The sequence below is a fragment of the Bacillus sp. AC266 genome (assembly GCF_979253805.1).
The window spans coordinates 511,448-533,162 of record NZ_CEEDEC010000003.1 but is presented as its reverse complement, the minus strand read 5'-3'; the positions used below and the strand labels follow the sequence as shown (position 1 = coordinate 533,162).

The 21,715-nt window shown below is 34.9% G+C and carries 29 protein-coding genes; 14 read left to right on the top strand and 15 right to left on the bottom strand.

Annotated features, from left to right (window positions below; translation table 11 throughout):
- Positions 1–9 precede the first annotated feature (9 nt).
- Positions 10–1,023, top strand: coding sequence for a CPBP family intramembrane glutamic endopeptidase (locus AC0IXC_RS15985; RefSeq protein ID WP_215590972.1), 1,014 nt, complete (start codon positions 10–12; stop codon positions 1,021–1,023).
- Positions 1,024–1,052: 29 nt separating this feature from the next.
- Here AC0IXC_RS15985 and AC0IXC_RS15980 read toward each other — a convergent pair whose 3' ends face one another.
- Both AC0IXC_RS15980 and AC0IXC_RS15975 read right to left on the bottom strand, forming a co-directional pair.
- On the bottom strand, positions 1,053–1,235 hold the full coding sequence (locus AC0IXC_RS15980; RefSeq protein ID WP_000707108.1) for a DUF3913 family protein: 183 nt from the start codon (positions 1,233–1,235) through the stop codon (positions 1,053–1,055).
- 100 nt (positions 1,236–1,335) lie between these two features.
- Positions 1,336–1,788: an Lrp/AsnC family transcriptional regulator gene (locus tag AC0IXC_RS15975; protein ID WP_471653038.1), complete on the bottom strand. Its 453-nt coding sequence runs from the start codon at positions 1,786–1,788 to the stop codon at positions 1,336–1,338.
- A 123-nt stretch (positions 1,789–1,911) separates the two neighbouring features.
- Between AC0IXC_RS15975 and AC0IXC_RS15970 the strand changes: the two genes are divergently transcribed.
- The 3 genes from AC0IXC_RS15970 to AC0IXC_RS15960 all read left to right on the top strand — a co-directional run bounded on the left by AC0IXC_RS15970 (position 1,912) and on the right by AC0IXC_RS15960 (position 3,379).
- Positions 1,912–2,325 carry a carboxymuconolactone decarboxylase family protein gene (locus AC0IXC_RS15970; RefSeq protein ID WP_170935223.1) on the top strand — a complete coding sequence of 138 codons (414 nt, stop codon included), beginning with the start codon at positions 1,912–1,914 and terminating at the stop codon, positions 2,323–2,325.
- Between the two features lie 13 nt (positions 2,326–2,338).
- A complete protein-coding gene (locus tag AC0IXC_RS15965; protein WP_016101497.1) occupies positions 2,339–2,893 on the top strand; it encodes a cysteine hydrolase family protein in 555 nt (184 codons plus the stop codon).
- Positions 2,894–2,980: 87 nt separating this feature from the next.
- Positions 2,981–3,379, top strand: a complete 399-nt coding sequence (locus tag AC0IXC_RS15960) for an SseB family protein (protein WP_002011614.1) — start codon at positions 2,981–2,983, stop codon at positions 3,377–3,379.
- A gap of 27 nt (positions 3,380–3,406) precedes the next feature.
- Here the strand turns inward: AC0IXC_RS15960 and AC0IXC_RS15955 are convergent, their stop codons facing one another.
- The gene (locus AC0IXC_RS15955; RefSeq protein WP_002011617.1) at positions 3,407–4,327 is read right to left on the bottom strand and encodes a S66 peptidase family protein; all 921 of its coding nucleotides are present in this window, start codon (positions 4,325–4,327) and stop codon (positions 3,407–3,409) included.
- A 73-nt stretch (positions 4,328–4,400) separates the two neighbouring features.
- On the opposite strand from AC0IXC_RS15955, the gene AC0IXC_RS15950 reads away from it, so the two are divergent.
- Positions 4,401–5,537, top strand: coding sequence for an NAD(P)H-dependent flavin oxidoreductase (locus AC0IXC_RS15950; protein ID WP_193652738.1), 1,137 nt, complete (start codon positions 4,401–4,403; stop codon positions 5,535–5,537).
- A gap of 17 nt (positions 5,538–5,554) precedes the next feature.
- Here AC0IXC_RS15950 and dltD read toward each other — a convergent pair whose 3' ends face one another.
- The 5 genes from dltD to AC0IXC_RS15925 form a co-directional block, all read right to left on the bottom strand.
- On the bottom strand, positions 5,555–6,730 hold the full coding sequence (dltD, locus tag AC0IXC_RS15945) for a D-alanyl-lipoteichoic acid biosynthesis protein DltD (protein ID WP_002126231.1): 1,176 nt from the start codon (positions 6,728–6,730) through the stop codon (positions 5,555–5,557).
- A complete protein-coding gene (dltC, locus tag AC0IXC_RS15940; protein WP_002011622.1) occupies positions 6,727–6,966 on the bottom strand; it encodes a D-alanine--poly(phosphoribitol) ligase subunit DltC in 240 nt (79 codons plus the stop codon). Before dltC ends, dltD begins: the two co-directional genes overlap by 4 nt.
- Before the next feature lie 68 nt (positions 6,967–7,034).
- On the bottom strand, positions 7,035–8,201 hold the full coding sequence (gene dltB, locus AC0IXC_RS15935) for a D-alanyl-lipoteichoic acid biosynthesis protein DltB (protein WP_215590974.1): 1,167 nt from the start codon (positions 8,199–8,201) through the stop codon (positions 7,035–7,037).
- A complete protein-coding gene (dltA, locus tag AC0IXC_RS15930; RefSeq protein WP_002140951.1) occupies positions 8,198–9,712 on the bottom strand; it encodes a D-alanine--poly(phosphoribitol) ligase subunit DltA in 1,515 nt (504 codons plus the stop codon). Before dltA ends, dltB begins: the two co-directional genes overlap by 4 nt.
- A 12-nt stretch (positions 9,713–9,724) precedes the next feature.
- Positions 9,725–9,871 carry a teichoic acid D-Ala incorporation-associated protein DltX gene (locus tag AC0IXC_RS15925; protein WP_002011626.1) on the bottom strand — a complete coding sequence of 49 codons (147 nt, stop codon included), beginning with the start codon at positions 9,869–9,871 and terminating at the stop codon, positions 9,725–9,727.
- Between the two features lie 359 nt (positions 9,872–10,230).
- Here AC0IXC_RS15925 and AC0IXC_RS15920 point away from each other — a divergent pair, with 359 nt between their 5' ends.
- From AC0IXC_RS15920 to AC0IXC_RS15900, 5 genes are all read left to right on the top strand, one after another.
- Positions 10,231–11,409 carry an amidohydrolase gene (locus AC0IXC_RS15920; RefSeq protein ID WP_002030615.1) on the top strand — a complete coding sequence of 393 codons (1,179 nt, stop codon included), beginning with the start codon at positions 10,231–10,233 and terminating at the stop codon, positions 11,407–11,409.
- 223 nt (positions 11,410–11,632) lie between these two features.
- Positions 11,633–11,797 carry a hypothetical protein gene (locus AC0IXC_RS15915; RefSeq protein ID WP_002011628.1) on the top strand — a complete coding sequence of 55 codons (165 nt, stop codon included), beginning with the start codon at positions 11,633–11,635 and terminating at the stop codon, positions 11,795–11,797.
- Positions 11,790–12,236 (top strand): flavodoxin, encoded by a 447-nt coding sequence (locus AC0IXC_RS15910; RefSeq protein WP_326997670.1) that lies wholly within the window; start codon positions 11,790–11,792, stop codon positions 12,234–12,236. The genes AC0IXC_RS15915 and AC0IXC_RS15910 overlap by 8 nt, the downstream gene beginning before the upstream one ends.
- 24 nt (positions 12,237–12,260) lie before the next feature.
- The gene (locus tag AC0IXC_RS15905) at positions 12,261–13,034 is read left to right on the top strand and encodes a hypothetical protein (RefSeq protein ID WP_215590975.1); all 774 of its coding nucleotides are present in this window, start codon (positions 12,261–12,263) and stop codon (positions 13,032–13,034) included.
- 97 nt (positions 13,035–13,131) lie between these two features.
- Entirely contained in the window at positions 13,132–13,293 is a 162-nt protein-coding gene (locus AC0IXC_RS15900; protein WP_088034946.1) for a hypothetical protein, read from the top strand.
- Here AC0IXC_RS15900 and AC0IXC_RS15895 read toward each other — a convergent pair.
- Positions 13,290–14,198 (bottom strand): aminoglycoside phosphotransferase family protein, encoded by a 909-nt coding sequence (locus AC0IXC_RS15895; protein WP_471653037.1) that lies wholly within the window; start codon positions 14,196–14,198, stop codon positions 13,290–13,292. The two genes, AC0IXC_RS15900 and AC0IXC_RS15895, sit on opposite strands and share 4 nt — an antisense overlap.
- Before the next feature lie 99 nt (positions 14,199–14,297).
- Between AC0IXC_RS15895 and AC0IXC_RS15890 the strand changes: the two genes are divergently transcribed.
- Positions 14,298–14,807 (top strand): biotin transporter BioY, encoded by a 510-nt coding sequence (locus AC0IXC_RS15890; protein ID WP_215590976.1) that lies wholly within the window; start codon positions 14,298–14,300, stop codon positions 14,805–14,807.
- A gap of 25 nt (positions 14,808–14,832) precedes the next feature.
- Here the strand turns inward: AC0IXC_RS15890 and AC0IXC_RS15885 are convergent, their stop codons facing one another.
- The 3 genes from AC0IXC_RS15885 to AC0IXC_RS15875 all read right to left on the bottom strand — a co-directional run bounded on the left by AC0IXC_RS15885 (position 14,833) and on the right by AC0IXC_RS15875 (position 16,609).
- Positions 14,833–14,982 carry a hypothetical protein gene (locus tag AC0IXC_RS15885; RefSeq protein WP_000743737.1) on the bottom strand — a complete coding sequence of 50 codons (150 nt, stop codon included), beginning with the start codon at positions 14,980–14,982 and terminating at the stop codon, positions 14,833–14,835.
- 18 nt (positions 14,983–15,000) lie between these two features.
- A complete protein-coding gene (locus AC0IXC_RS15880) occupies positions 15,001–15,174 on the bottom strand; it encodes a hypothetical protein (RefSeq protein ID WP_000343684.1) in 174 nt (57 codons plus the stop codon).
- A 76-nt stretch (positions 15,175–15,250) separates the two neighbouring features.
- A complete protein-coding gene (locus AC0IXC_RS15875) occupies positions 15,251–16,609 on the bottom strand; it encodes an MATE family efflux transporter (protein ID WP_002140955.1) in 1,359 nt (452 codons plus the stop codon).
- 182 nt (positions 16,610–16,791) lie between these two features.
- Between AC0IXC_RS15875 and uppP the strand changes: the two genes are divergently transcribed.
- Entirely contained in the window at positions 16,792–17,583 is a 792-nt protein-coding gene (uppP, locus tag AC0IXC_RS15870) for a bacitracin resistance undecaprenyl-diphosphatase (protein WP_088292763.1), read from the top strand.
- 30 nt (positions 17,584–17,613) lie between these two features.
- Here the strand turns inward: uppP and AC0IXC_RS15865 are convergent, their stop codons facing one another.
- Together AC0IXC_RS15865 and AC0IXC_RS15860 are read right to left on the bottom strand one after the other, a co-directional pair.
- Positions 17,614–18,201 carry a thioredoxin family protein gene (locus AC0IXC_RS15865; RefSeq protein WP_078175613.1) on the bottom strand — a complete coding sequence of 196 codons (588 nt, stop codon included), beginning with the start codon at positions 18,199–18,201 and terminating at the stop codon, positions 17,614–17,616.
- A gap of 33 nt (positions 18,202–18,234) precedes the next feature.
- Positions 18,235–18,666 (bottom strand): regulatory YrvL family protein, encoded by a 432-nt coding sequence (locus AC0IXC_RS15860; protein WP_471653036.1) that lies wholly within the window; start codon positions 18,664–18,666, stop codon positions 18,235–18,237.
- Positions 18,667–18,828: 162 nt separating this feature from the next.
- On the opposite strand from AC0IXC_RS15860, the gene AC0IXC_RS15855 reads away from it, so the two are divergent.
- Together AC0IXC_RS15855 and AC0IXC_RS15850 are read left to right on the top strand one after the other, a co-directional pair.
- On the top strand, positions 18,829–19,248 hold the full coding sequence (locus AC0IXC_RS15855; RefSeq protein WP_002064429.1) for a MarR family winged helix-turn-helix transcriptional regulator: 420 nt from the start codon (positions 18,829–18,831) through the stop codon (positions 19,246–19,248).
- A 153-nt stretch (positions 19,249–19,401) separates the two neighbouring features.
- Positions 19,402–19,557 carry a hypothetical protein gene (locus AC0IXC_RS15850; RefSeq protein ID WP_002011733.1) on the top strand — a complete coding sequence of 52 codons (156 nt, stop codon included), beginning with the start codon at positions 19,402–19,404 and terminating at the stop codon, positions 19,555–19,557.
- A 22-nt stretch (positions 19,558–19,579) separates the two neighbouring features.
- Here AC0IXC_RS15850 and AC0IXC_RS15845 read toward each other — a convergent pair whose 3' ends face one another.
- Positions 19,580–20,815, bottom strand: coding sequence for a dicarboxylate/amino acid:cation symporter (locus AC0IXC_RS15845; RefSeq protein ID WP_002030637.1), 1,236 nt, complete (start codon positions 20,813–20,815; stop codon positions 19,580–19,582).
- Positions 20,816–21,715: the final 900 nt, after the last annotated feature.

Below are 21,715 nucleotides of genomic sequence, written 5' to 3'. Positions count from 1 at the left end.
GTGTTCCATATGCAACATGCATTTTCACGTATAAGGCTACGTAGTTTTTTTGGATGGATGATTATAGGGATGTTCCTGACGATGATTCCATTAAGGTTATCAGGTGCTTCTGACAATACGATAGAGTTACTGTCACAAATATCAATATTTTTTGCATTTCCACTATTGTGGCTATATTTAAAAACAAGTAAAAATAAAGTTGTTTTTAAAAGCTTTTTTGATAAGCCTGGACGTTTACATTGGGGGTTAATTGTATTAGCAACGATCATGGGAATGATTTTTGCAGTCGGTATATCCCAAATTCAATTTTATATTTTAGCACATACTTTACCTAATTTCTTAGTTACCATGTTAGAAGATGGAAATGTAATTAATACGAGTAACATATACATGACGATATTTACTTTCATTTCAGCATGTGTATTAGCCCCAATAATGGAAGAGGTTATTTTTAGAGGTTTTTTCTTGCAGCGAATGGCGTACAAATGGGGGATTAAACGAGCGGTTATTATATCCTCTCTTATTTTTGGACTAGGACATTTTGATGTTATCGGTGCTTTCATGTTCGGTGTTATTATGTGCCTTCTATACATAAAGACAAAAAATATATGGACGAATATTGCTGTGCATGCTCTAAATAATTTGATTGCAACGAGTATGCAATTTGTAGGTGGAGATGGAAGTGACGCAATCTCGATTACTGAATTACAAGCACAAAGTAATTTATGGATCGGCATTGGTCTTGTGATTATCGGTTTATTATGGTTCATTCCTTTTACTTGGAACCAATGGCGTACAGTAAAAGAAGTTGGTGTGCCACCGATTCGTTTCATAAATGAAGAAAAAGTAGTGAATACATCAGAAGAAAATGAAATATATAGCCAAGTGATAGTAACAGATAGATTGATGGCTGTAGAACTACCTGATGAAGCTGTAAATAAGCTTCGGTTAGAAGAAAATGATTATGTAACAGTTTCTGTAGAAGAAGATAAAATTGTTATAAAGAAAGCGCATAATAGATAATTAAAAAGTAGCTCCTAAAGAGCTACTTTTTAATTTGTAATAATCTCTACACGAAAATTATTACCGTTCTTTACATATTTAATATCTGTAACGATCCGAACGGTTTTTAGAAGTTCAACTTTTTCACCAATTCGAGGGATGGTCGGAACATTGTCCCAAATACCAAGCAAGTCATCTAATTGTGCCGTTTTTTCATAAAACCAGATTTTCAATGTAAAGCCCCTTTCTCGAACTTTATGTATTTTAATACATGATATATCATTTTTATTCTTAATGTAAGGGGTTTTTACTCTTTTTGTGAATAAAGATGAATTAAACTTCTGGGAATATATGTTCAATGTCCGGAGTAAGAGCTACTTCTGATAATACGATATGAGAAACTGTCGTTGCATATGAAGAAACATCATTGATAAATTCTTCAAGTTCAACGAGTGAAGGAACAGAGATTTTTGCAATGTAGCATAAGCTTCCTGTTACTCGGTAACAAAAACTTGCAGATGGATAAGACTGAATAAACTGTTGCATACGTGTTGTATCACCATTTTTTAAAGTGATTTCTAAAATACAATCTAAAACAAGTCCTGCTTTTTTATAATTGATATCGATTGTGTATTTTTGAATAATCCCCTCACTTTCAAGTTTACGTACACGTTCTGTAGTAGACGGAGCCGATAAGTTTACTCGTTTTGCTAATTCACGCATCGAAAGGCGGCTATCATTATATAATTCATTTAAAATTTTTCGATCAACACGGTCTAATTGCATTTGTAAATATACCTCCAGTAAAATGATAATTTTTGTAAAGCAAAATTTAAAATTAAGATTCATATGAAATGTAAAGTGAACTTTATTTATTTTACAATAAAAAAGAAGGAAATAGGAGGGGAAATGATGGAGAGAATTACATTATCAAATGTAGGAGATACAAAGTTTCAAAAATTATTAGGTCATAATCCAGATATATTAAATTCGTGGAGTACGTTAGAGAATACACTGTATAGTACAGGGGCCCTTTCCGTAGAGTTAAAGGAGCAAGTAAGAAGAACATTAGCGTTTGGGAATGAATGTCCGTACTGTATGGCAAAGGGAAAGCCGGATGATATACAAAAAATAGAAGAAATTAGCGTAGCCGTTACTTTTGCGCATGCATTTGTTCATGACCAAAAGGCGATAGATGATAATATGTTTCATATATTAAAACAATATTGGACTGAAAAAGAAATTGTAGAGCTTTGTGCCTATATTTGTTTTATTACTGCTTCGCAGCAACTTGGTTTTCTGTTTCAATTACAGCCCAATTAATTAGGAGGATATTATGCTTAATCAAGCAGCACTTATAATCATTGATGTACAGGAAGCATTCAACTTACCATACTGGGGCGTGAGGAATAACCTTTTGGCGGAAGAAAATATGAAAAGTTTGTTAGAAGAATGGAGAAAAAGAAAACTACCAGTTTTTCATATTCAACATGTAAATAAAGAAAATGTTCAATCGATGTTTTATCAACATGTGGAAACGGTAAACTTTAAAGAAGAAGTGCAACCGATGCCAGATGAAATAATTATCCAGAAATCCGTTAATAGCGCGTTCATTGGGACAAATTTGGAAGAACAATTAAGAGAACAAAATTGTAATACGGTAGTGATTGTAGGATTAACAACAAATCATTGTGTGGAGACTACAACACGGATGGCAGGTAATTTAGGGCTTACAACGTATTTAGTGAGCGATGCGACGGCTACATTCAATCGTAAAGGTCTGGACGGGACAGAGTATAGTGCAGAGGACATTCACAATATGACACTTGTAAACTTACATGATGAATTTGCCAAAATCGTTACGACTGAAGGTGTTTTAAAATTATTTTAAGAAAATAATTGTGGAATTATGTAGAAAAAAATAAGAATATTTCGTATAATCTAAGTATAATCATTTTGAAAATAGGGGTGGCATCATATGGAGCAAATTCCAGTAAAGAAAATAGAAGAAGTACTCGTTTTAGCAGGAGATGATAAACAAAAGCAAAAGGAATTTTATGAATTGCTCTTAACAACGGAGTTTTATGTTGCTGGTTCACTTGAAGCAGAAGACGGGGCAACGGAAGGAACACTTCGTTTGCGTCATTTCCAAGGAGAGGGTAGATGGATCGTTCCGTTCTTTACACAATTGAAATTTGTAAAAGATGTGTTGCCAGAAGGTACACCCCTTATTACGATACGTGGAAAAGAATTATTGGGTAGCATCGAGAAAGATGCGACAGCTGTATTAAATGTTGGAACAGATATGAGTAAAACATTTATTCCAGAAGAAATTGCAGAGATAGCATCAGGACGAATCTTTAATTATTATAAGTAAAAGGAAAAGCTTAGCAGCTTTTCCTTTTTAATTTGAACATGGAGTGGCTATACCAGAAGAAATAGAAACAGTTTTGTTAGTTGTATTTATTGTTGCTGTAGCTCCGAGGGGAATACCGATATTTGGACTTATATGTCCAATCGGTAAACCGAATAACACAGGTATATTATATGGCGTGAAATATTCATATAATATTGTTTGCAATGATTGAGATGGCTTAGAAGGGTTGCAGTCGTGACAACTTGTAAAAATAACGCCGCTGCATTCATTAAACTGTCCAGATAAAAGTAGTTGATTTAACATCCGGTCAATGCGGTACGGTTCTTCACCAATATCTTCAAGCAATAAAAGTTTATTTGACGTATTTATCTCATAGGGCGAGCCAATTATACTTGTTAACACAGTTAAATTCCCTCCAACTAATGTGCCTGTAACTGTACATGGAGAGGTAGGTACGATACATTCTGATGCATATAAGATAGATGAATACGGATGGAATAGTTGATTGAAAGAAGATAAGGAGAGAGAATCTATACCTTTTCCTAATTCTTCAATCATTGGACCATGAAAAGTAACCAGCTCCGCATAACGTGAAAAGGCAGTATGTAAAGCCGTAATATCGCTATATCCCCAAAAAATCTTTGGATTCCGTTGAATGATTTCATATTGAATGTAAGGGAGGAGACGAGCGCTGCCGTAACCACCTCGTGCACAAAAGACTGCTTTGACCTCAGTATTTGTAAATGCTTCATGTATATCATCAAGACGAACTTGATCACTTCCAGCTAAATATCCATATTTTTCATAAACACTCTTTCCAATTATTACGGATAATCCCATCTCTTGTAATACGTTCACACCTTTTAATATATTCTCAAGTGTTGGTGGACCAGACGGTGCAATAACCATTACTGTATCACCTTTTTGCAACGCATTTGGATAAATCATTGTTCTCAGCCTCCTTCTCTTTCAATATATTCGCTTGAGCGAAAGTTCAATCCTTGTAAAAGAAGGGGAAAGCATGTCATATAAAGAAGGTATAGGGAAAGTAGGAGGGAAAATGATGTTTACAAGTCGAGTAATAGATATATTACAAATTAAGTATCCGATCATTCAAGCAGGTATGGCAGGAGCGATTACAACGTCAGAACTTGTTGCAGCTGTGAGTAATAGCGGAGGATTAGGTACGCTTGGAGCAGGGTATATGAGCCCAGAACAAATCCGTGAAGCGATTTATAAAATAAGGGAACTAACAAATAAGCCTTTCGGTGTTAATTTACTTTTAACGAAAGAGATACAGATAGAAGAAGAGAAGGTAAACGAGGCGAAAGTATTACTTAGTGGAGTGAATAGAGAATTAGGTATAGAGGAAGAAAAGGCTTTAAAACTTCCAAAAAGCTATAAAGAACAATTACAAGTATTATTAGAGGAAAAGGTACCAGTCGTTAGTTTTGCATTTCAAACGTTAGAAAAAGAAGAAATAGATGATTTGAAAAAGGAAGGGATAAAAGTTATCGGAACAGCTACCCATGTAGCGGAAGCGAAAGCACTTGCTAAGTTAGGGGTAGATATTATTGTCGGGCAAGGTAGCGAGGCAGGAGGGCATAGAGGAACGTTTATTGGGAAAGAACAAGATGCGATGATTGGTACATTTGCATTAATCCCGCAATTAGTAGCGGAAGTACCTCATATCCCGATTGTTGCAGCAGGTGGTGTAATGAATGGGCAAGGGCTTGTTGCGGCATTTGCGTTAGGGGCAGAAGCTGTTCAAATGGGATCAGCCTTTTTAACGAGTGAAGAAAGTATTACGCATGACGTGTATAAAGAGGCGATTTTACATAGTACAGATACGAGTACAACGGTAACCCGTGCGTTTTCCGGGAAATATGCACGGGGTATTCGTAATGAATTTATAGAGAAACATGAAGGAAGAGAAGAGAATTTACCAATGTATCCAGTGCAAAACGTATTAACTTCAAAAATACGTCAAGAAGCAGCGAAGCAAAATAAGGAAGAGTATATGTCGCTTTGGGCGGGACAAGCATCATCATTAGCGCGAACGGAATCAGCTCAGCACGTAGTGAAACGTGTCATGAAAGAAGCAGAGAACGTAATTGAACAATTACAAGATGTATATAAAAAAAGACCACTTGAATAATTCAAGCGGTCTTTTCGTTAGTTTGCTTTATAAAATTGTTGGATAGCTTCGTCGATGTAAACCCAGCCTTTCCAACCTAAGTGCATATGATCTTTTAAGAAGTACTTATCATATTCATGATTTGAGAAATCAGCAATTGGATAGCCAGCTTGCTTAATTTGCTCATGAACTTTATTGTAGTATAATTCGCGTTTTTCTTTCGGGAAGCCAGCGTAATCATACCAAGGACCTTTTACAGGAACAGAAATGAAGAGCGGTTTTGCGCCAGATTGTTTTAATAAATCAAGTACAATTTGTAAATCTTCATATTCTGGTGATTGGTCATAAGCATCATTTTTTAAGTAACCTTCACGTTGTTTTAATTTCTTCTTAATTTTGCTATTGAAGTAATCATCTTCGATACCATATTCGTTGGAGCTTGATTCTACTGCACCTGTTTGATCAGCATGCTTACGAGCTTCTTCCCAGTTCATTTGTTTCAATGATGGATCAAGCTGTTCTTTATGCGGCTTAATATTAAACATAACTGTAAATAAATCTTTACGATCTAGAATGTTACGATAAATATAAGCGAAAGGTTTAGCAGCAAGTGCTTTTACTTTATACTTTGTATCATCGTAGGCGATACCTTCAAGCGAAATTTTTAATAAAGTTTCTTTTTTAACAATCTCAAAGTTTAATAAGCGTTTTGCAATTTGTTTTTTCATTTCAGGTTTTAAATCATCGTTGAAAATGAAGTGGTAACCTTGTTGTTTTGAAAAGTTAGGTGCAAAGTGTGTCTCATCAATACCTTGTGGTACAAACCATTGCGGAGAAAGAACGAATATCATTTTCTTATCTTTCAATTGATCCATTGTAGATGTGAAGTTTAATACATGTACAAGGTCTTGTGTTCCACCGCGCCCAAGTAGGAATGGTGTGAATCCTTCAGGCTTTACTTTGAAATAATTCGATGGATGGAAAGCATCCATACGTGCGAATTCCGATGAACCGTACATCGGAAGATATTTCGGGTCTGCTAACATCTTTTGCTGTAAAATCATACTTTGAATCTTTTCTTCTTTTAAAGAAGTCGCAGCTTGTTCTACTTTCTCATCACTTAAAAGTGGGAGTAGGAAGCGCGTAGGAATAAGTAAGAATACAGCAAAAAGGGCCAATGCTAAAAGCATCGGACCAAATTTCACTTTGTTCATCGGATTTCTTCTAACTTTTTAATAACCATATTTGGTGTAGCCCACTCATCGCGGTCAAAATCAGAAATAGAAACTTCAATCTCTAAACGCTCTTGGAATTCTACTAATAAAGATACTACAGCGAAAGAATCAAGAATACCTTCTTCAAATAATTGAACATCTAAGTTTTCTTTCACAATATCGTTTTCACATACTTCTTCTAAAATATCTAATACTTGCTCTTTGAATTCTGCCATTTTTAAAATCTCCTTTATATCCGAAATATATTATATGTGCAACTTCTTAATAGTATAAGAAGGGTGCATTAAAAGTATCTGTTAAGGTGTCCAGAGAAGATCAGGAAACCGAAACATACAACGTGGAACGTAATTACAATCGCAAGGACGTGTGTAAATTTATTGTTTGGCCAAAACTTATGCTTCTTGTTTTTTCGTTCGAAAATATCGAATAAAATAAACAGTGCGGCATGATATAGACCATAAATAACATATTGCGCAACAGCGCTTCCTTGGATGTGCCAAATTCCCATAATGAAAAAGTTTAAAAATGCACCGATATACGAAATTGTGTAACGGTTCTTAATTAACTTTTTCTTCGTTGCAAAAAAGACGAAACGCATGTAAATAAAATCACGGAACCAGAATGATAAACTCATATGCCAGCGGTTCCAGAAGTCTTTAATGTTACGACTAATGAATGGCTTATTAAAGTTTTCTGGAGTTTTAATTCCCATCATGTAACTGATACCAATTACGAATGCACTATAACCTGCAAAGTCAAAGAATAACTGCATGCTAGTAGCGTACATAAAAATCACATTAGATAAAAGTGTATCTTGATTGGCGAATACTGCCTTTACAAGATATGTTGTTATCAAGTGCGCGATTATAAATTTATACAGAAAACCTTGGAAAATACGGTTAATCCCTGTATATAGTAACTTTTGATATTCCTCAGCACTAGGCGGCTTTTGAATATCTTTTTGGAATCTACGGTAACGATCGATAGGTCCACTTGAAATCGCAGGGAAGAATAAAACGAATTCCCAGAAATTAAAGAAGGAAAGTTCTTTAATTAAATTATCACGAACTTCAAAGACCATCTGTACAGCTCTAAATGTTACGTAAGACATACCTGCGAAAACAATAAAATGCAATTCAGGTACAAACGGTGCGATTTTTGCCAAAATAAGCGGTAAAATCGATAAAATAACAGCTATACAAAACGTGAATGTACTATTATTTTGTTTTCTTAAAATTAAATAGCCTTTAATAAGGGCATATTGCCAAATAATAAATGCGGCTAACATGATTGCTTGCTTCGGTTTATCAGAGAAGATAATAACGAGCATTACTAATGTTAAAACGGCATTATATTTACGCAACATTTTACCTTTTAATCCAGCTATGATAGTAGGTATTAATAAAATGCCTACTATAGCGAAAAAATAAAATGATCCATATGCGGTCATGCTGTAACCTCACTCAATAATTTTTTGCGATCTACCTTTCCATTTGGTGTCATTGGAATAGAAGAGTGATACATGAATTTACGTGGAATCATGTAATTTGGTAATCGCTCATTGAGTTCTTTTTTGATTGCAGATGTTAATTTGAATTCTTTTTCAAACGAATGCTCTCCAGGAACAACAACCGCTAATAAGTAATCATATTTTTCACCTTTTTTAATTGGAACAACAACTGCACCTTCTACGTAAGAACACGCGCGAAGATGATGTTCGATTTCTTCTAATTCCATTCGATAACCATGAAGCTTAATTTGGAAATCAAGACGACCATTATAGAATAGAAGACCATTTTCTACATAGCCAGCATCACCTGTTTTATAGGCACGCTCACCATCAATCATGGTAAATACTTTTTCTGTTAATTCAGGGCTTCCTAAATAGCCAACGCTTACGCTTGGACCGACAATTACGATTTCACCTTTTTCACCGTCAGGTGCAATTGTACCATCTTCTTTCATAATAAGAAGGCGACAGTCTGATTTACAGTAGCCAACTGGAAGTGATTTGTATTGATCAAGCACTTCTTCTGTAACGTGAATGCCTGTTACAGCAACAGTAGCTTCTGTTGGACCGTACGTATTCATAATTGCTGCTTTCGGGAAACGCTCAATTAATTTTCTAGCTACTTCATTTGGTAACACTTCACCGCAGAATAAGAATGTTTTCATGTTTGGTAGCATACTTTCAGAGAAAGAGGCTTCCATTAAACACATTTCTGCGAAAGATGGTGTCGAAGTCCATACTTGTATATCCGATTGCTCTAAAGAAGCAAACAAGTCTTTTGGACGTGCAATCATATCTTTATCGATTGCCCAAAGTGTACCACCTGTTACTAACGATGGGTAAATATCCATTACAGATAAATCGAATGAGAAAGGTGCTTGATTTAAGAATACTTGCCCTGTTTGTAAGTTGAAATCTTCTACAGCCCATTTTGTAAAGCTAACAAGACAGTTATAAGTAATCTGAACCCCTTTCGGATTACCTGTACTTCCTGATGTGTAAATAATGTAGAAGTTCTCATCACCTTTTACCGCATGTTCAGGATTTGGAATGTTCCCTTTATGAGTAAAGAAAATATCTTTTAAGTTGTCTTCACTTACAATGCGAACTGGTAAATCAGTTACAGTTACTTCAGTTCCTGATAAAAGTAATTTCGCACCAGAATTTTCAGCGATACGTTGTACGCGATCAGCTGGGATAGATAAATCTACAGGAATGTAAGCATGTCCAGCTTTTACACAACCTAAAAAGTTAATAATCATTTCAGGTTGCATATGGCCATAAACCATAATTGGTGAACGATCATCTGGATACTCAGAAGAAATCCAATGTGCTAACGCATCAGAATCTTCCTTTAATTGTTTGTACGTAATTTTCGCATCTCGCCAAACAAAAGCGGTTTGATCAGGCGTTTCTACAGCCCACTTTTCAATTTGTTCTAATAACTTCATAACGTTCCCACCCTAAAATTCGTTGTAAATAAATGTACTTGTGTTTGTATCATGGAATCCATACAACCAAAGCAATGCAAATAAAATTGCAAGGTAATAAACCGTCTTTGCAACCCATTGTGTGAGTGGTTGAGACCATATCTCTTTTAATCTTTCCATGTCTTTCCCTCGCTTAATGAAATAATAGCTCTTTGTAGGTATCATGTCCTACATTATTGTGAAAAAAACAAAATCCCACATTTTAGGTAAAAATAAGTCAAAAGGCTCTTTTCTGATATTAGCACTAAATACTAAAAAAGAAAATCCCTAACTTAGCAATTATATTACATTCAGCATGAATTTGTAATGGGTTTGACATGTAAATAGGAAGTGGATTGTGTGAATGTATAAAAGTGGATTGTGAGAAGGCGGGAAAATATAATATTTGTTTTGTTATTCCTGAATTGGAGTGGGTTAATAATCACTGGGTACTTAGTACATTTTCAAGGTATAGAGCCTTTTAAAAGGAGGTAATTATTATGAAAAGAGAGTGGAGGAGTTTTATTTCAGAGGAAAATATCATTAAATGGAGACGGCATTTCCATAAGTATCCGGAATTATCGTTTCATGAAAAAGAAACTTCGCAATTTATATATGAAACATTATGCTCATTTTCTTCTTTTGAAGTAACGAGACCAACGCAGTACAGTGTGCTAGCAATTAAAAGAGGAAGGCAACAAGGAAAAGTAGTTGCGATTCGAGCTGATATAGATGCTTTACCAATCCAAGAGGAGACAAGGAAACCTTATACGTCTGTGCATAAAGGAATAATGCATGCATGCGGGCATGATGCTCACGCAGCTATTTTATTAAGTACAGCAGAGACGATAGCAAATATGAAGGAAGATTTTGCAGGCGAAATCCGCCTGTTCTTTCAGCACGCAGAGGAAGTGTATCCCGGTGGTGGACAAGAAATGGTGGAGGCCGGTGTTATGGACGGTGTCGATTATGTAGTAGGTTTGCACGTTATGTCTGGATTAGAAAGTGGAAAGATAGGAATTGTATATGGCCCTATGATGGCAGCACCAGACGTATTTACAATTGAAATTTTAGGAAAGGGTGGTCACGCGGCACGACCAGAAGAAACGATAGATCCTATTGCTATCGGAGCACAAATTATTACAAATTTACAACATATCGTATCAAGAAATACAAGTGCTTTTATGCATAGAGTAGTGTCAGTTACACAATTTCATGGGGGGATGGCCGATAATATCATTCCTAGTGCAGCAGCTTTAATGGGAACTGTTCGATCTTTTAATCAAACATTAAGAGAGGAAGCAAAAGAGAAAATTGAGCAAATTGTAAAAGGAATTACAGAAGCACATGGGGGAGATTATACATATACGTATCGTTACGGATATGATCCAGTTGTTAATAATGAGTACATTACGAAAATAGTAGAAAAAAGTGCGATAAAATTGTTCGGAAATCAGCGTATTGTGCATCTTGAACCTTCTATGGGAGGAGAAGATTTTTCAGCGTATTTAAGAAAAGCACCTGGTTGTTTCATTAAATTAGGAACAGGGAATAAAAATATTGATACTTGTTATCCACATCATCATCCGAAATTTGATGTGGATGAATCGGCTTTAATTAATGGAGTGGAACTATTTTTAGAGACAACTATAAGACTACTAGAAACTGATAAAGCATAAAAAAAGGCAACTGCACTCTATTGCAGTTGCTTTTATTTCTTCCGTCAGAGAGGGCTGAGAAAGAACTATGCTCATTTATAGTATATGAATAGCTAACGGACAAGCTTGTACATTATAACTATTTTTTAAAAAATAGTTATTGACTTTGATAATCGATTTCAATTAATCTAATGATATAATTGAAATTGATAATTATTATCAATGAAACAGATGAGGAACCTTAATGAGAAAAACATTTCACCTTTTACGAAGGGGATTAAAAAATAAAGATGTTGATAAGCATATTGAATGGCAACGAAATGTAATTCGTTCTGAATATGTAGATGAGAAGAGTACGCTTCAAACAGAAAAAGAGATACAAGGTAAAAGGAGAGGTTCAGTTGAGTAAGTTAGTAATGATTTTTGCAAGTATGAGTGGAAATACAGAGGAAATGGCTGACCATATTGCGGGTGCGATTCGTGAAACAGAAAATGAGATTGAAGTAATTGATATTATGGATACACCAGAAGCTTCTATATTAGAGCAATATGACGGGATTATTTTAGGCGCTTATACTTGGGGAGATGGTGATCTTCCTGATGATTTTTTAGATTTTTATGATGCAATGAATTCTATTAACTTAACTGGTAAAAAAGCAGCTGCATTCGGTTCTTGTGATTCGGCTTATCCGAAATACGGGGTAGCGGTTGATATTTTAATAGAAAAGCTGCAGGAGCGCGGGGCAGCAGTTGTGTTAGAAGGATTGAAAGTAGAATTAACGCCAGAAGATGAAGATGTAGAAAAATGTTTACAGTTTGGAGCTGAATTCGTAAAACACCTTTCTTAATGGCAGAAGGGAGATGAAGAGCAATTGCATGAGAAAATCTCAATCAAAACGATGACAGATTACCATTTGTATGATTTTATGCGTTGTCCGCATAAATTTTATTTCCGTCATATAAAAAGAAGAGAACCTTCTTCATTTGAATGGCAACAAATAGCGCAAATGATTGTGAATCAAATTATTAATGAATATTACACGCTACCTGCGGGCCAACAAACGAAAATTGTACTTTTAATATTAATAGAAAAGTATTGGAAAAAAGTAAGGAACAATATGTTTGCTTCAAAGGCGGAGTACTATATTGTTTTAGCGAAGCTAACTGATCACTTATTACAGTTTGTTGAAAGGGATGATAGTCAGGCACCGCCGTTATTTTTATATGAGAAGTTTCAAACATATATGGAAGAGTTAGGTGTCCACATGTCATTGACATTTGAAGTTGGTGAGTGGAGTGCTGAATCGTTTGTAATTAAAAAGTATGTTGTCGATGCGGATGAGGAAATGCTTGCTCTTTGTCAGAAGCTAATGACAGTATTCAGTTATAAAGCTTTCGGTATTCTTCCGGGGAAAATTGAAGTTATTAATTTAATAGAAGGGACTAAGTATGAGTACATTCCAAAGCAGGAAGATATTATAACTGGAATGGATGATTTATTTAGAATGAAAGAAATGTTGCAGCAACCTGAGCACTATACAGAGCGTCATTTTCGTTCTGAGTGTATGAGTTGTGCGTTTCGTAGTGAATGCCAAAGGGAAGAAGTAAAGAAAGAAGCGAAGCAGAAGAGAAATATAGTACATTAAAGGATGCAATTTTGCATCCTTTTTATTATTGACATGAAAAGCTTTTCATCATTTACGGTATATGAGTAGCAGATTTTAATAAGAGGAGGAATAATCAATGAAAGATGAAACGGCAGTATTTCAATGGTTAAAAGAACAGAATGCTCCTTTTGGAATTCAACTGCAAATTTTACAGGCGTTTCAATTGTATAAAGTTATTGTTGAAATTGATAAAAAGTTAATGATGTATGAGGAGAGAGAGTATAGGGAGAGAATTTAATCTCGTCCCTGTAGTATTGCTTTAAGCTGTTCTTCATTCTTCTTTAATATTATTTCGTTGTTTGTTTCAATGTTATAAATAAGGTTATGTAGTAAAGGGCTGTATTGATAAAAGGTAGTGATGCGGTGAATGAGAAATGGATCGCGGTGAGAAATAAGTGCACTGTATTGTTCATATACAGATGTAGTAAACTCACGACCGAAATCATAATATAGCCCAGCAAAATCAAAAGCGGGATCGCCAATTTGAGCATCTCCAAAATCGATAACACCTGAAATGTTTTTGTGCAGGTTGTTAAATAAAATGTGATGATGTGTAAAGTCAGCATGAATGATTGCATTTTGAAAGGTAGATTTAGTTATACAGGTAAAGAAATTTTCGAATAAACGATTTAAGGCTGATTTCTGTAATGAAGTAAGACTGTTAGTAAAATATTGATTTAATTTTGTTTGTAGTTCTTTCCAGTAGGTAAGTGTTTTTTCGATAGGGAACCCTAGCGTTTCAGTACGTTTTAAAGGAATACTATGTAAAGTCGCAAGGAAAGTGGCTAATTGTGTAATAATTACTTCAAGTTCTTTTTTCTCTAGCTTTGCAACTAGTTCACTTGTTAACGGTTCACCATGAATGAGAGGATAATAGCTGCAAAATGGAACAGTATTACAATCATTCTTATACAATAAATGATACTTAGGAATCTCGATTTCTTGTAATGAATGAGAAAGAATTGTGCACAGTTCTTTTTCTAACGGAATTCGGTTTGCATATTCAAGTTTTCGTGGGAAACGAAATAGTAGTTCATCATTTATAATAACCGTTATATTATCCCACCCTTCTTCATTTTGCATATATGAATGTATAGAAAGATCTGGTAGAGCTTCTTTTATATATTGTTTGTAAGAGTCCATAATTGTTCCTCGTTTCTAAGTTAAAGGTAGGTTATTCCACTTTATGATATCAGAATTTTCTTTCTATATGTTAAAATATAACTATCATTATGGAGGAGGGTGGGGTGCATTACGAAGAAAAGAATATTAATCATTTCTCTATGTATCGCTTTTGGATTGTTTTGGCCATATAAAGAGGAGGTTTTTGCTACCTTTAAACCGATAGATCGCTACGAGTTAAATAAGGAATTAAAGAACAAAAGTATAGAAACTTTAACTGATAAAGAAATGAAAATGATAGGAGAACACTTTGTGACAGTGCAATTATCAGTGTTTGAGTTTAATAATAAAGAAGATGTGAAACGAAAAGGTGAAGAAATATTTGTAAATAGAGGGTATGAACAGTTAATAGAAAATTATTACCCAAACCGTTTTCGGGATTTAGAGTATAAATTTACAAACGAAGAGATACGTGAAGAGACAGATGAGAGTTTTCGCTATCATACTGTAGCGTACGTTACTGGTATTGAAAATGGCAAGAGAAGTGAAATGAAATTAAATTATGACATGAAAATTGTAAAGGTTAATAATTTATTCATGGTGTTAGAACAAAAACAATATGTACAATAAAAAACCCTCTAGAAGCAGAGGGACTTTAAAGATTTTCATTTTGTTGACCAAGTTCTTTTTGAGCAATGTATAAATTTCCTTGCTCAACTTGTTTCAGTGTATGAACAGAATCTCCTGCATATCCTTTTTCTGTTTTAACAGTTCTTTTTGAACGATTTGAATCTTGTTTCTTCATATAATAGACCACCCTTCCTTAAAAATAGACGAAAATGATGAGCACGAGTAATACAGCTGCGAAAATGGTAATGCCCATTAAAAAAGAAGTGTTTTTATATTTAGGTGGCTTATGTACATCTTGCCGATATCCAGGTGAAATTTCAGGGGCGAATTCTTCATCGAATGATTGTTTCTTTTGTTTTTCGTCCATATGTATCCACCTTTCTTTTTCATTATGTTACACGTTACAAGAAAAAATATGCATGAAGAAAACAGCCGCTATATCATTAGCGGCTGCTTTGCGTTGTATATTTTCTTTGTACTTGAAAGAGACGGATAAGCAGGAAGATTGCTCCAAATGCTAGACCGATAATAAGACCGATCCAATAACCTTTTGCTGCCCAGTCAGTATAAGTTGCTAACATGTAGCCAAGAGGTAGACCTATTACCCAATAAGCTATTAATGTCATAATTAAGGCAACATTTACGTCTTTATAACCACGAAGTGCTCCTTGTACTGGAGTTGCAATCGCATCTGAAATTTGAAATAAAATCGCGAATATAAGAAATTCTTTAGCTAAATGATGGACATTTGCATTTGTCGTATAAATAGAAGCAATTTCATCATCAAAGAAATAGAGAAGGATTGAATATAAAAGAGCGAAAGCAAGGGCTAACCCAATTCCGATAAATCCATATTGTTTCGCATTATTGTATCGTTTTGCTCCAACTTCAAATCCGACTGCTATCGTCATTGCCATAGCTAAACTTAAAGGAGTCATATATAACAAGGAAGCAAAGTTCATAGCTGCTTGATGTGCTGCTATTGTTGTCGTACTAAAATTACTCATCATAAGTGTTACCGCAGCGAAAATACTCGTCTCAAAAAAGATAGCAAATCCGATAGGGACGCCAAGTTTCAGGAATTCCTTCCAGATTGTAAAGGAAGGGCGGTATAACTGTTTAAAGATATTGAAAGAAGCAAAAGGCTCTTTCGTACGAATAATAATAACCGTAATAATTAAAATACACCAATAGGTTGCTGCAGAAGCGATTGCCGCACCAACACCACCAAGTTTTGGAAAGCCAAAGTGACCAAAAATTAATAAGTAATTTAATACTACATTAATTGGTAATGATAGTAATGTAATAATCATCGTTGTTCGAGTTTTCCCTAATGCATCAATAAATCCACGTAAAACGGTGTAAGTAAATAAAGGGATAATTCCAATCGCGATAATAATTAAAAATTGTGCTGCAATACGTTCCACGGGTTCTTCTAATTGCATGCCATTTAAAATAGGTGAAACAGCGAAGAATCCGATAAGGATAACAACGAAACTAGCACAAATTGCTAAATATACTGCTTGTATGACAATGTGGGGAACGTCCTCCTTTTTCTTTGATCCAACGAGCTGTGCAACAATAGGAGTAGTAGCCATTAAAATTCCTGTTAAGCCGGTACTAACGGGAAGCCATATACTTGTTCCGATAGCAACACCCGCTAAATCAATAGGACTCGCATGTCCTGACATTGTCGTATCAAAAAAGCTCATCGCAAATAATGACATTTGCGTTACAAAAATCGGGAAAAAGAGTAATAAAAATTGCTTTAACTTTTGTGAGAATGAAGTAGTTTCTTTCATAAAATCCCCTTTCAACGTAAAAAACAAACTCTTATTATCATACAATTTAATCAAAAAATAGAAAAGAAATAAGCGTATACAACAAGTGAAATCAATAAAAAAAGGATGCACTTTGAAAAGGGATAAGGTATTATGATAAGGTGTGAAAAAATTACATATTCGTTATTAAGGAGGCACTACTTGTGGCTGATTGGTTAATTGGATTAATCATGGGTGCTGTTGAAGGTTTAACAGAGTTTTTACCAGTATCATCAACAGGACATATGATTTTAACAGGACACTTAATTGGATTTGAAGACGATAGAGCGAAAGTTTTCGAAGTTGTTATTCAGTTGGGATCGATTTTAGCAGTTGTTGTTATATTTTGGAAACGTTTATGGTCATTAGTTGGAATAGGGAAAGTAACTGATGGACCATCTTTAAATTTATTACATATTATTATCGGGATGATTCCTGCCGGCATACTCGGCGTACTATTCCATAGCGCAATTAAAGAAGTTTTATTCGGTCCAGGACCGGTTGTTATTAGTTTAGTAGCTGGTGGTATTTTAATGATTGTTGCTGAGAAGTTTTCAAAACCAAGTACAGCAAGAACGTTAGATGAAATCACATATAAGCAAGCATTTACAATTGGGATGTTCCAATGTTTAGCGCTTTGGCCAGGATTTTCTCGTTCTGGTTCTACAATAAGTGGTGGTTTATTAGCTCGCGTGTCACATACAGCGGCGGCTGAATATACATTTATTTTAGCAGTACCAATGATGGTAGCTGCAAGTGGCTTAGATTTAATTAAAAGCTGGGATATATTAAGCTCGGCTGATATAACGTTATTTGCAACTGGATTTATTACAGCATTCGTTGTTGCGTTGCTTGCAATCGTTTCATTCTTAAAATTATTAGCTCGTGTAAAACTAACACCGTTCGCTTACTATCGTTTCATTTTAGCTGCGGTATTCTATTTCTTCATTATGTAATAAAAAAACCTGCCGAAATCGGCAGGTTTTTTATTTTACTACTTTCTCAATCATGCTTTCCATTACATGTTCCCAAAGAGAAGTATCATCAGCTAATGTAGCACGGAAATTAGCATACATTTCTTTTTGTTTCTCTTCGAATGTTGGATCTTCTTTTTCAGGTAATGTAGCGCGCATTGAAGTTACTAATTCTTGTACTTTTGGAGCTCGTGGTCCAAAGACGGCTTGTTCATTTCCGTCTTTATCAATGAAAATAAAGATTGGAATCGCACGTGCTGTTCCGTTTGTTAAGTATTGATCCATTAACTCTAAGTTTTCATCGCGAATTAATAAACGCATATCAATATTTGCAACTTCAGAAATTCGTTTCATAACAGGTACACATAAAAGAGCGTCGCCGCACCAGTCAGCTGTTAATACGATAACGCGCCAGCCATCATTTTGACGTTCTTCTAAAACTGGAAGTAATTCATTTGGAATTAAAAAGTTATTGTAAATGTGTAGTAGCTCGTATTGGTTTACTTTCATTTCATTCACATATGTATCAAAGGACATGCCTTTATCAGCCCATTGTAGTAAGTTCATAAGTAACACCTCTTTAGTATGATTTATTTTTATTGTACCAATTTTTATATAGAAAAGCTTGTATTCTTACTCTTTCTTATCACTAAATAATTTATTTAGTGTGTAAAGGAATAGTGCGACACATAATTCAGCTATGTTGGGCATTTGTACACTCTCTATCCAGTCATCGGCGGTATGTATGACAAACCAATCTAACGTAATTTCAATTATAGAGAGCAGAGCAATTGAGAGCCAATTGGGCAGACTTGTCATCATTGGATGTAGGAGCACTTTAAAGAAAATGAATATAAAATATGTAATACCGTCTAATAAAAGAATGAGTAAAAAAAAGAGTAGTAGAGCTGTTCTTGATGAATATTCTATACCTGTAATATGAAAGATTCCCACATATACAAAAAATATAAATGCAAAGAATATAATGAGAATAAGAATAACAACACTAATAATAATAGTCTTATCTTTTAGACTGAGATTAGAAAGTTTGTCTTCTTCACTCATTACCCCAACTCCTTTTTCTGGAAAATCAATTTCATTGTACCATGAAATATCTATTAAAAAACTACGAATTATGGGGAAATAAGGTGACAAAAAGTAAGATTTCGTGTAAAATTATTAATAAGGTTTTTATTTAACTAAATTAAATAAAAGGGGCTGTCAAAGTTGTCTCAAAATCGAGAACAATTAATGGAAGAACTATCGACAAATGTTTTTGCAATGTTTCGCACGTTGCGTAATGATATTGGAAAAATATTTGGTGGTTACATACCGTGGAATGAGTTCATTGTCCTTAGAATATTGAACCGTACGAATAAAGAAATGGTCTCACGTGTAGCTAATGAGTTAAATGTGTCGAATAGTCATATTACAGCTGTTACAGAAAAATTAATTAATAAAGGCTTTGTAACTCGTTCACGTTCTACATCAGATCGCCGAGTTGTATATTTAGAGATTACAGAACAAGGGAAAGAGTTAGTTGCGAAAATGGAAGGTGAGAAAAAGAAATATTTACAAGAAAGATTTTCCGCACTTTCAGAAGATGAAATGGATATAATGATATCTATTTCTAAAAAACTTATTTAAATAATTGCAAATAAGAAAACGCTTACCTAATTAAAAAGAAGACCTTCCTCATATATGGAAGGTCTTCTTCTGTGTGTAATAGATGATAAAAAATAAAATGTGTATGAAAAAAGATAGAGCGCCATACTACTAATAAAGGAAGGAGGGAGAAATATGACGAATCGTAATGGTAGTCAAGGAAGTGGAAATCAAGGTTCACCAAAATCAGGGCAATTCCAGCAGGAGTTTAGTACTGAATTTGAAACGGGAAATGATAATAAAGGAAAAGAATATCGTTCGAAAAAAGGAAGTAAATCAAAAAAGGAGTGAAATGATTCACTCCTTTTTTGATTTAAGATGCTGCAGATTGATCCGTATTATATTTTTCTTCTGATTTTGCAACAATCATTGCACAAATTGCATCACCGGAAATATTTACAGCAGTTCTAGACATATCTAGAATGCGGTCAATACCGATAATTAAAGCAATGCCTTCTACTGGTAGATTTACTTGATTTAAAACCATCGTAAGCATTACTAGTCCAACACCTGGTACACCTGCAGTACCGATACTAGCTAGTACAGCAGTTAATACGACCATAGCTAATTGTGGTAATGTAAGTTCAACGCCGTATACTTGAGCGATAAATACAGTTGCTACCCCTTGCATAATAGCAGTACCATCCATATTAATCGTTGCACCTAGTGGTTGTACAAAAGAGCTTATCGCTTTTGGAACTCCAAGTTTTTCTTGGGCGGTTTTCATGGCAAATGGAAGGGACGCATTAGAGCTAGATGTACTAAACCCAATTGCCATTACCGGACCGAAATGTTTAAAGAAACGAATAATACTTTCTTTGGCTAGTACCTTTAATAAGCCGCCGTATACGAAGACACCGTGAATGATGAGTACCAACATAACGACAATCATATACTTGAACATCGCAGCGACGCCTGCAAGACCCATTTTACCAACGGACGAAGCGAGCAACCCGAATGTTCCGATTGGAGCTAATTTCATGACGAGATTAACAAGATACATCATTAATTCGTTGCCCTGTTCAAGTAATGAATGGACACCTTGAACTCGTTTTCCTAAAACAGCTAAACCGAGTCCGATCAATGCGGCAAAGGCAATAATTTGTAGCATGTTCCCATCAGCCATCGCTTTTGCTGGATTATCTGGCACAATATTCAGCAATGTATCAACGAAAGATGTTTCAGTTTTTGCACCTTCATACTTAAGCCCGTCTGTTTTAAAGTTACCGCCAGCTCCTGGTTTTATGATAAGTGCAAATGTAACTGCAATAGAGATAGCGACAGCTGTTGTTACGAGAAAGAATGAAATTGATTTTAAACCAATTCTTCCAAGTTGTTTCGGATCTCCAAGACCAGCAGCCCCAAGTACGATAGAAATGAACACAACAGGAACAACTAGCATTTTAATAAGGCGAATAAACAGTTGACCAAGTGGATTGAATGCATATTGATTCAATGGCTCAAAAATAGATGGAGCAGCTAAATTTAAAGTGAGTCCGACAACTAGACCGAGAAATAATGCAATTAAGATTGCCTTTGTTTGTTTCAATAAAAACCCCCCTTTTGTTTTTGTAAAATTGCTTTCTAAATTAATTATACCGAAAAAATACCTATTTTGACAATATTTTCTGAATATTTAGTATAAAAATGTCTGTTTCAATGTATATAGTCCAGTTTTGCTGAAATATGTGGAAAGAATACATTTATGTATTTGGAAAAAAAATAGACCATCACATGATGGCCTAGGGAAGGGGACAATTTATATCAATTTAATTAGGGATGGAAGCTATTCAAAGACACTGGGGAATGTCTTATAAATTAGGGAAGAACAGCTTCGATACATATACTATAAAAGATAGATGTGAACATAGAGTGAAAGAGAGAGGGAGTTTTAAGTAAGAAGAAAGAGAGAATAAAAAAATAAGACCATCACATATAGGATGGTCAAAGGAAGGGGACAATTTATGTCAATTTAATTAGGGATGGAAAGCTGTTCAAGACACTGGGGAATGTCTTATAAATTAGGGAGGAACAGCTTCGATACATATACTATAAAAGTTGGATGTGACCTTGGTGTGAACATAGAGTGAAAGAGAGAGGGAGTTTTAAGTAAGAAGAAAGAGAGCATAAAAAATAAGACCATCACATATAGGATGGTCAAGGGAAGGGGACAATTTATGTCAATTTAATTAGGGATGGAAGCTATTCAAAGACACTGGGGAATGTCTTATAAATTAGGGAGGAACAGCTTCGATACATATACTATAAAAGGTGGATGTGATCCTCTTGTGAACATGGAGTGAAAGAGAGAGGGAGTTTCAAATAAAAGATAGAAAGAATAAAAAAATAAGACCATCACATATAGGATGGTCAAGGAAGGGGACAATTTATGTCAATTTAATTAGGGATGGAAAGCTGTTCAAGACACTGGGGAATGTCTTATAAATTA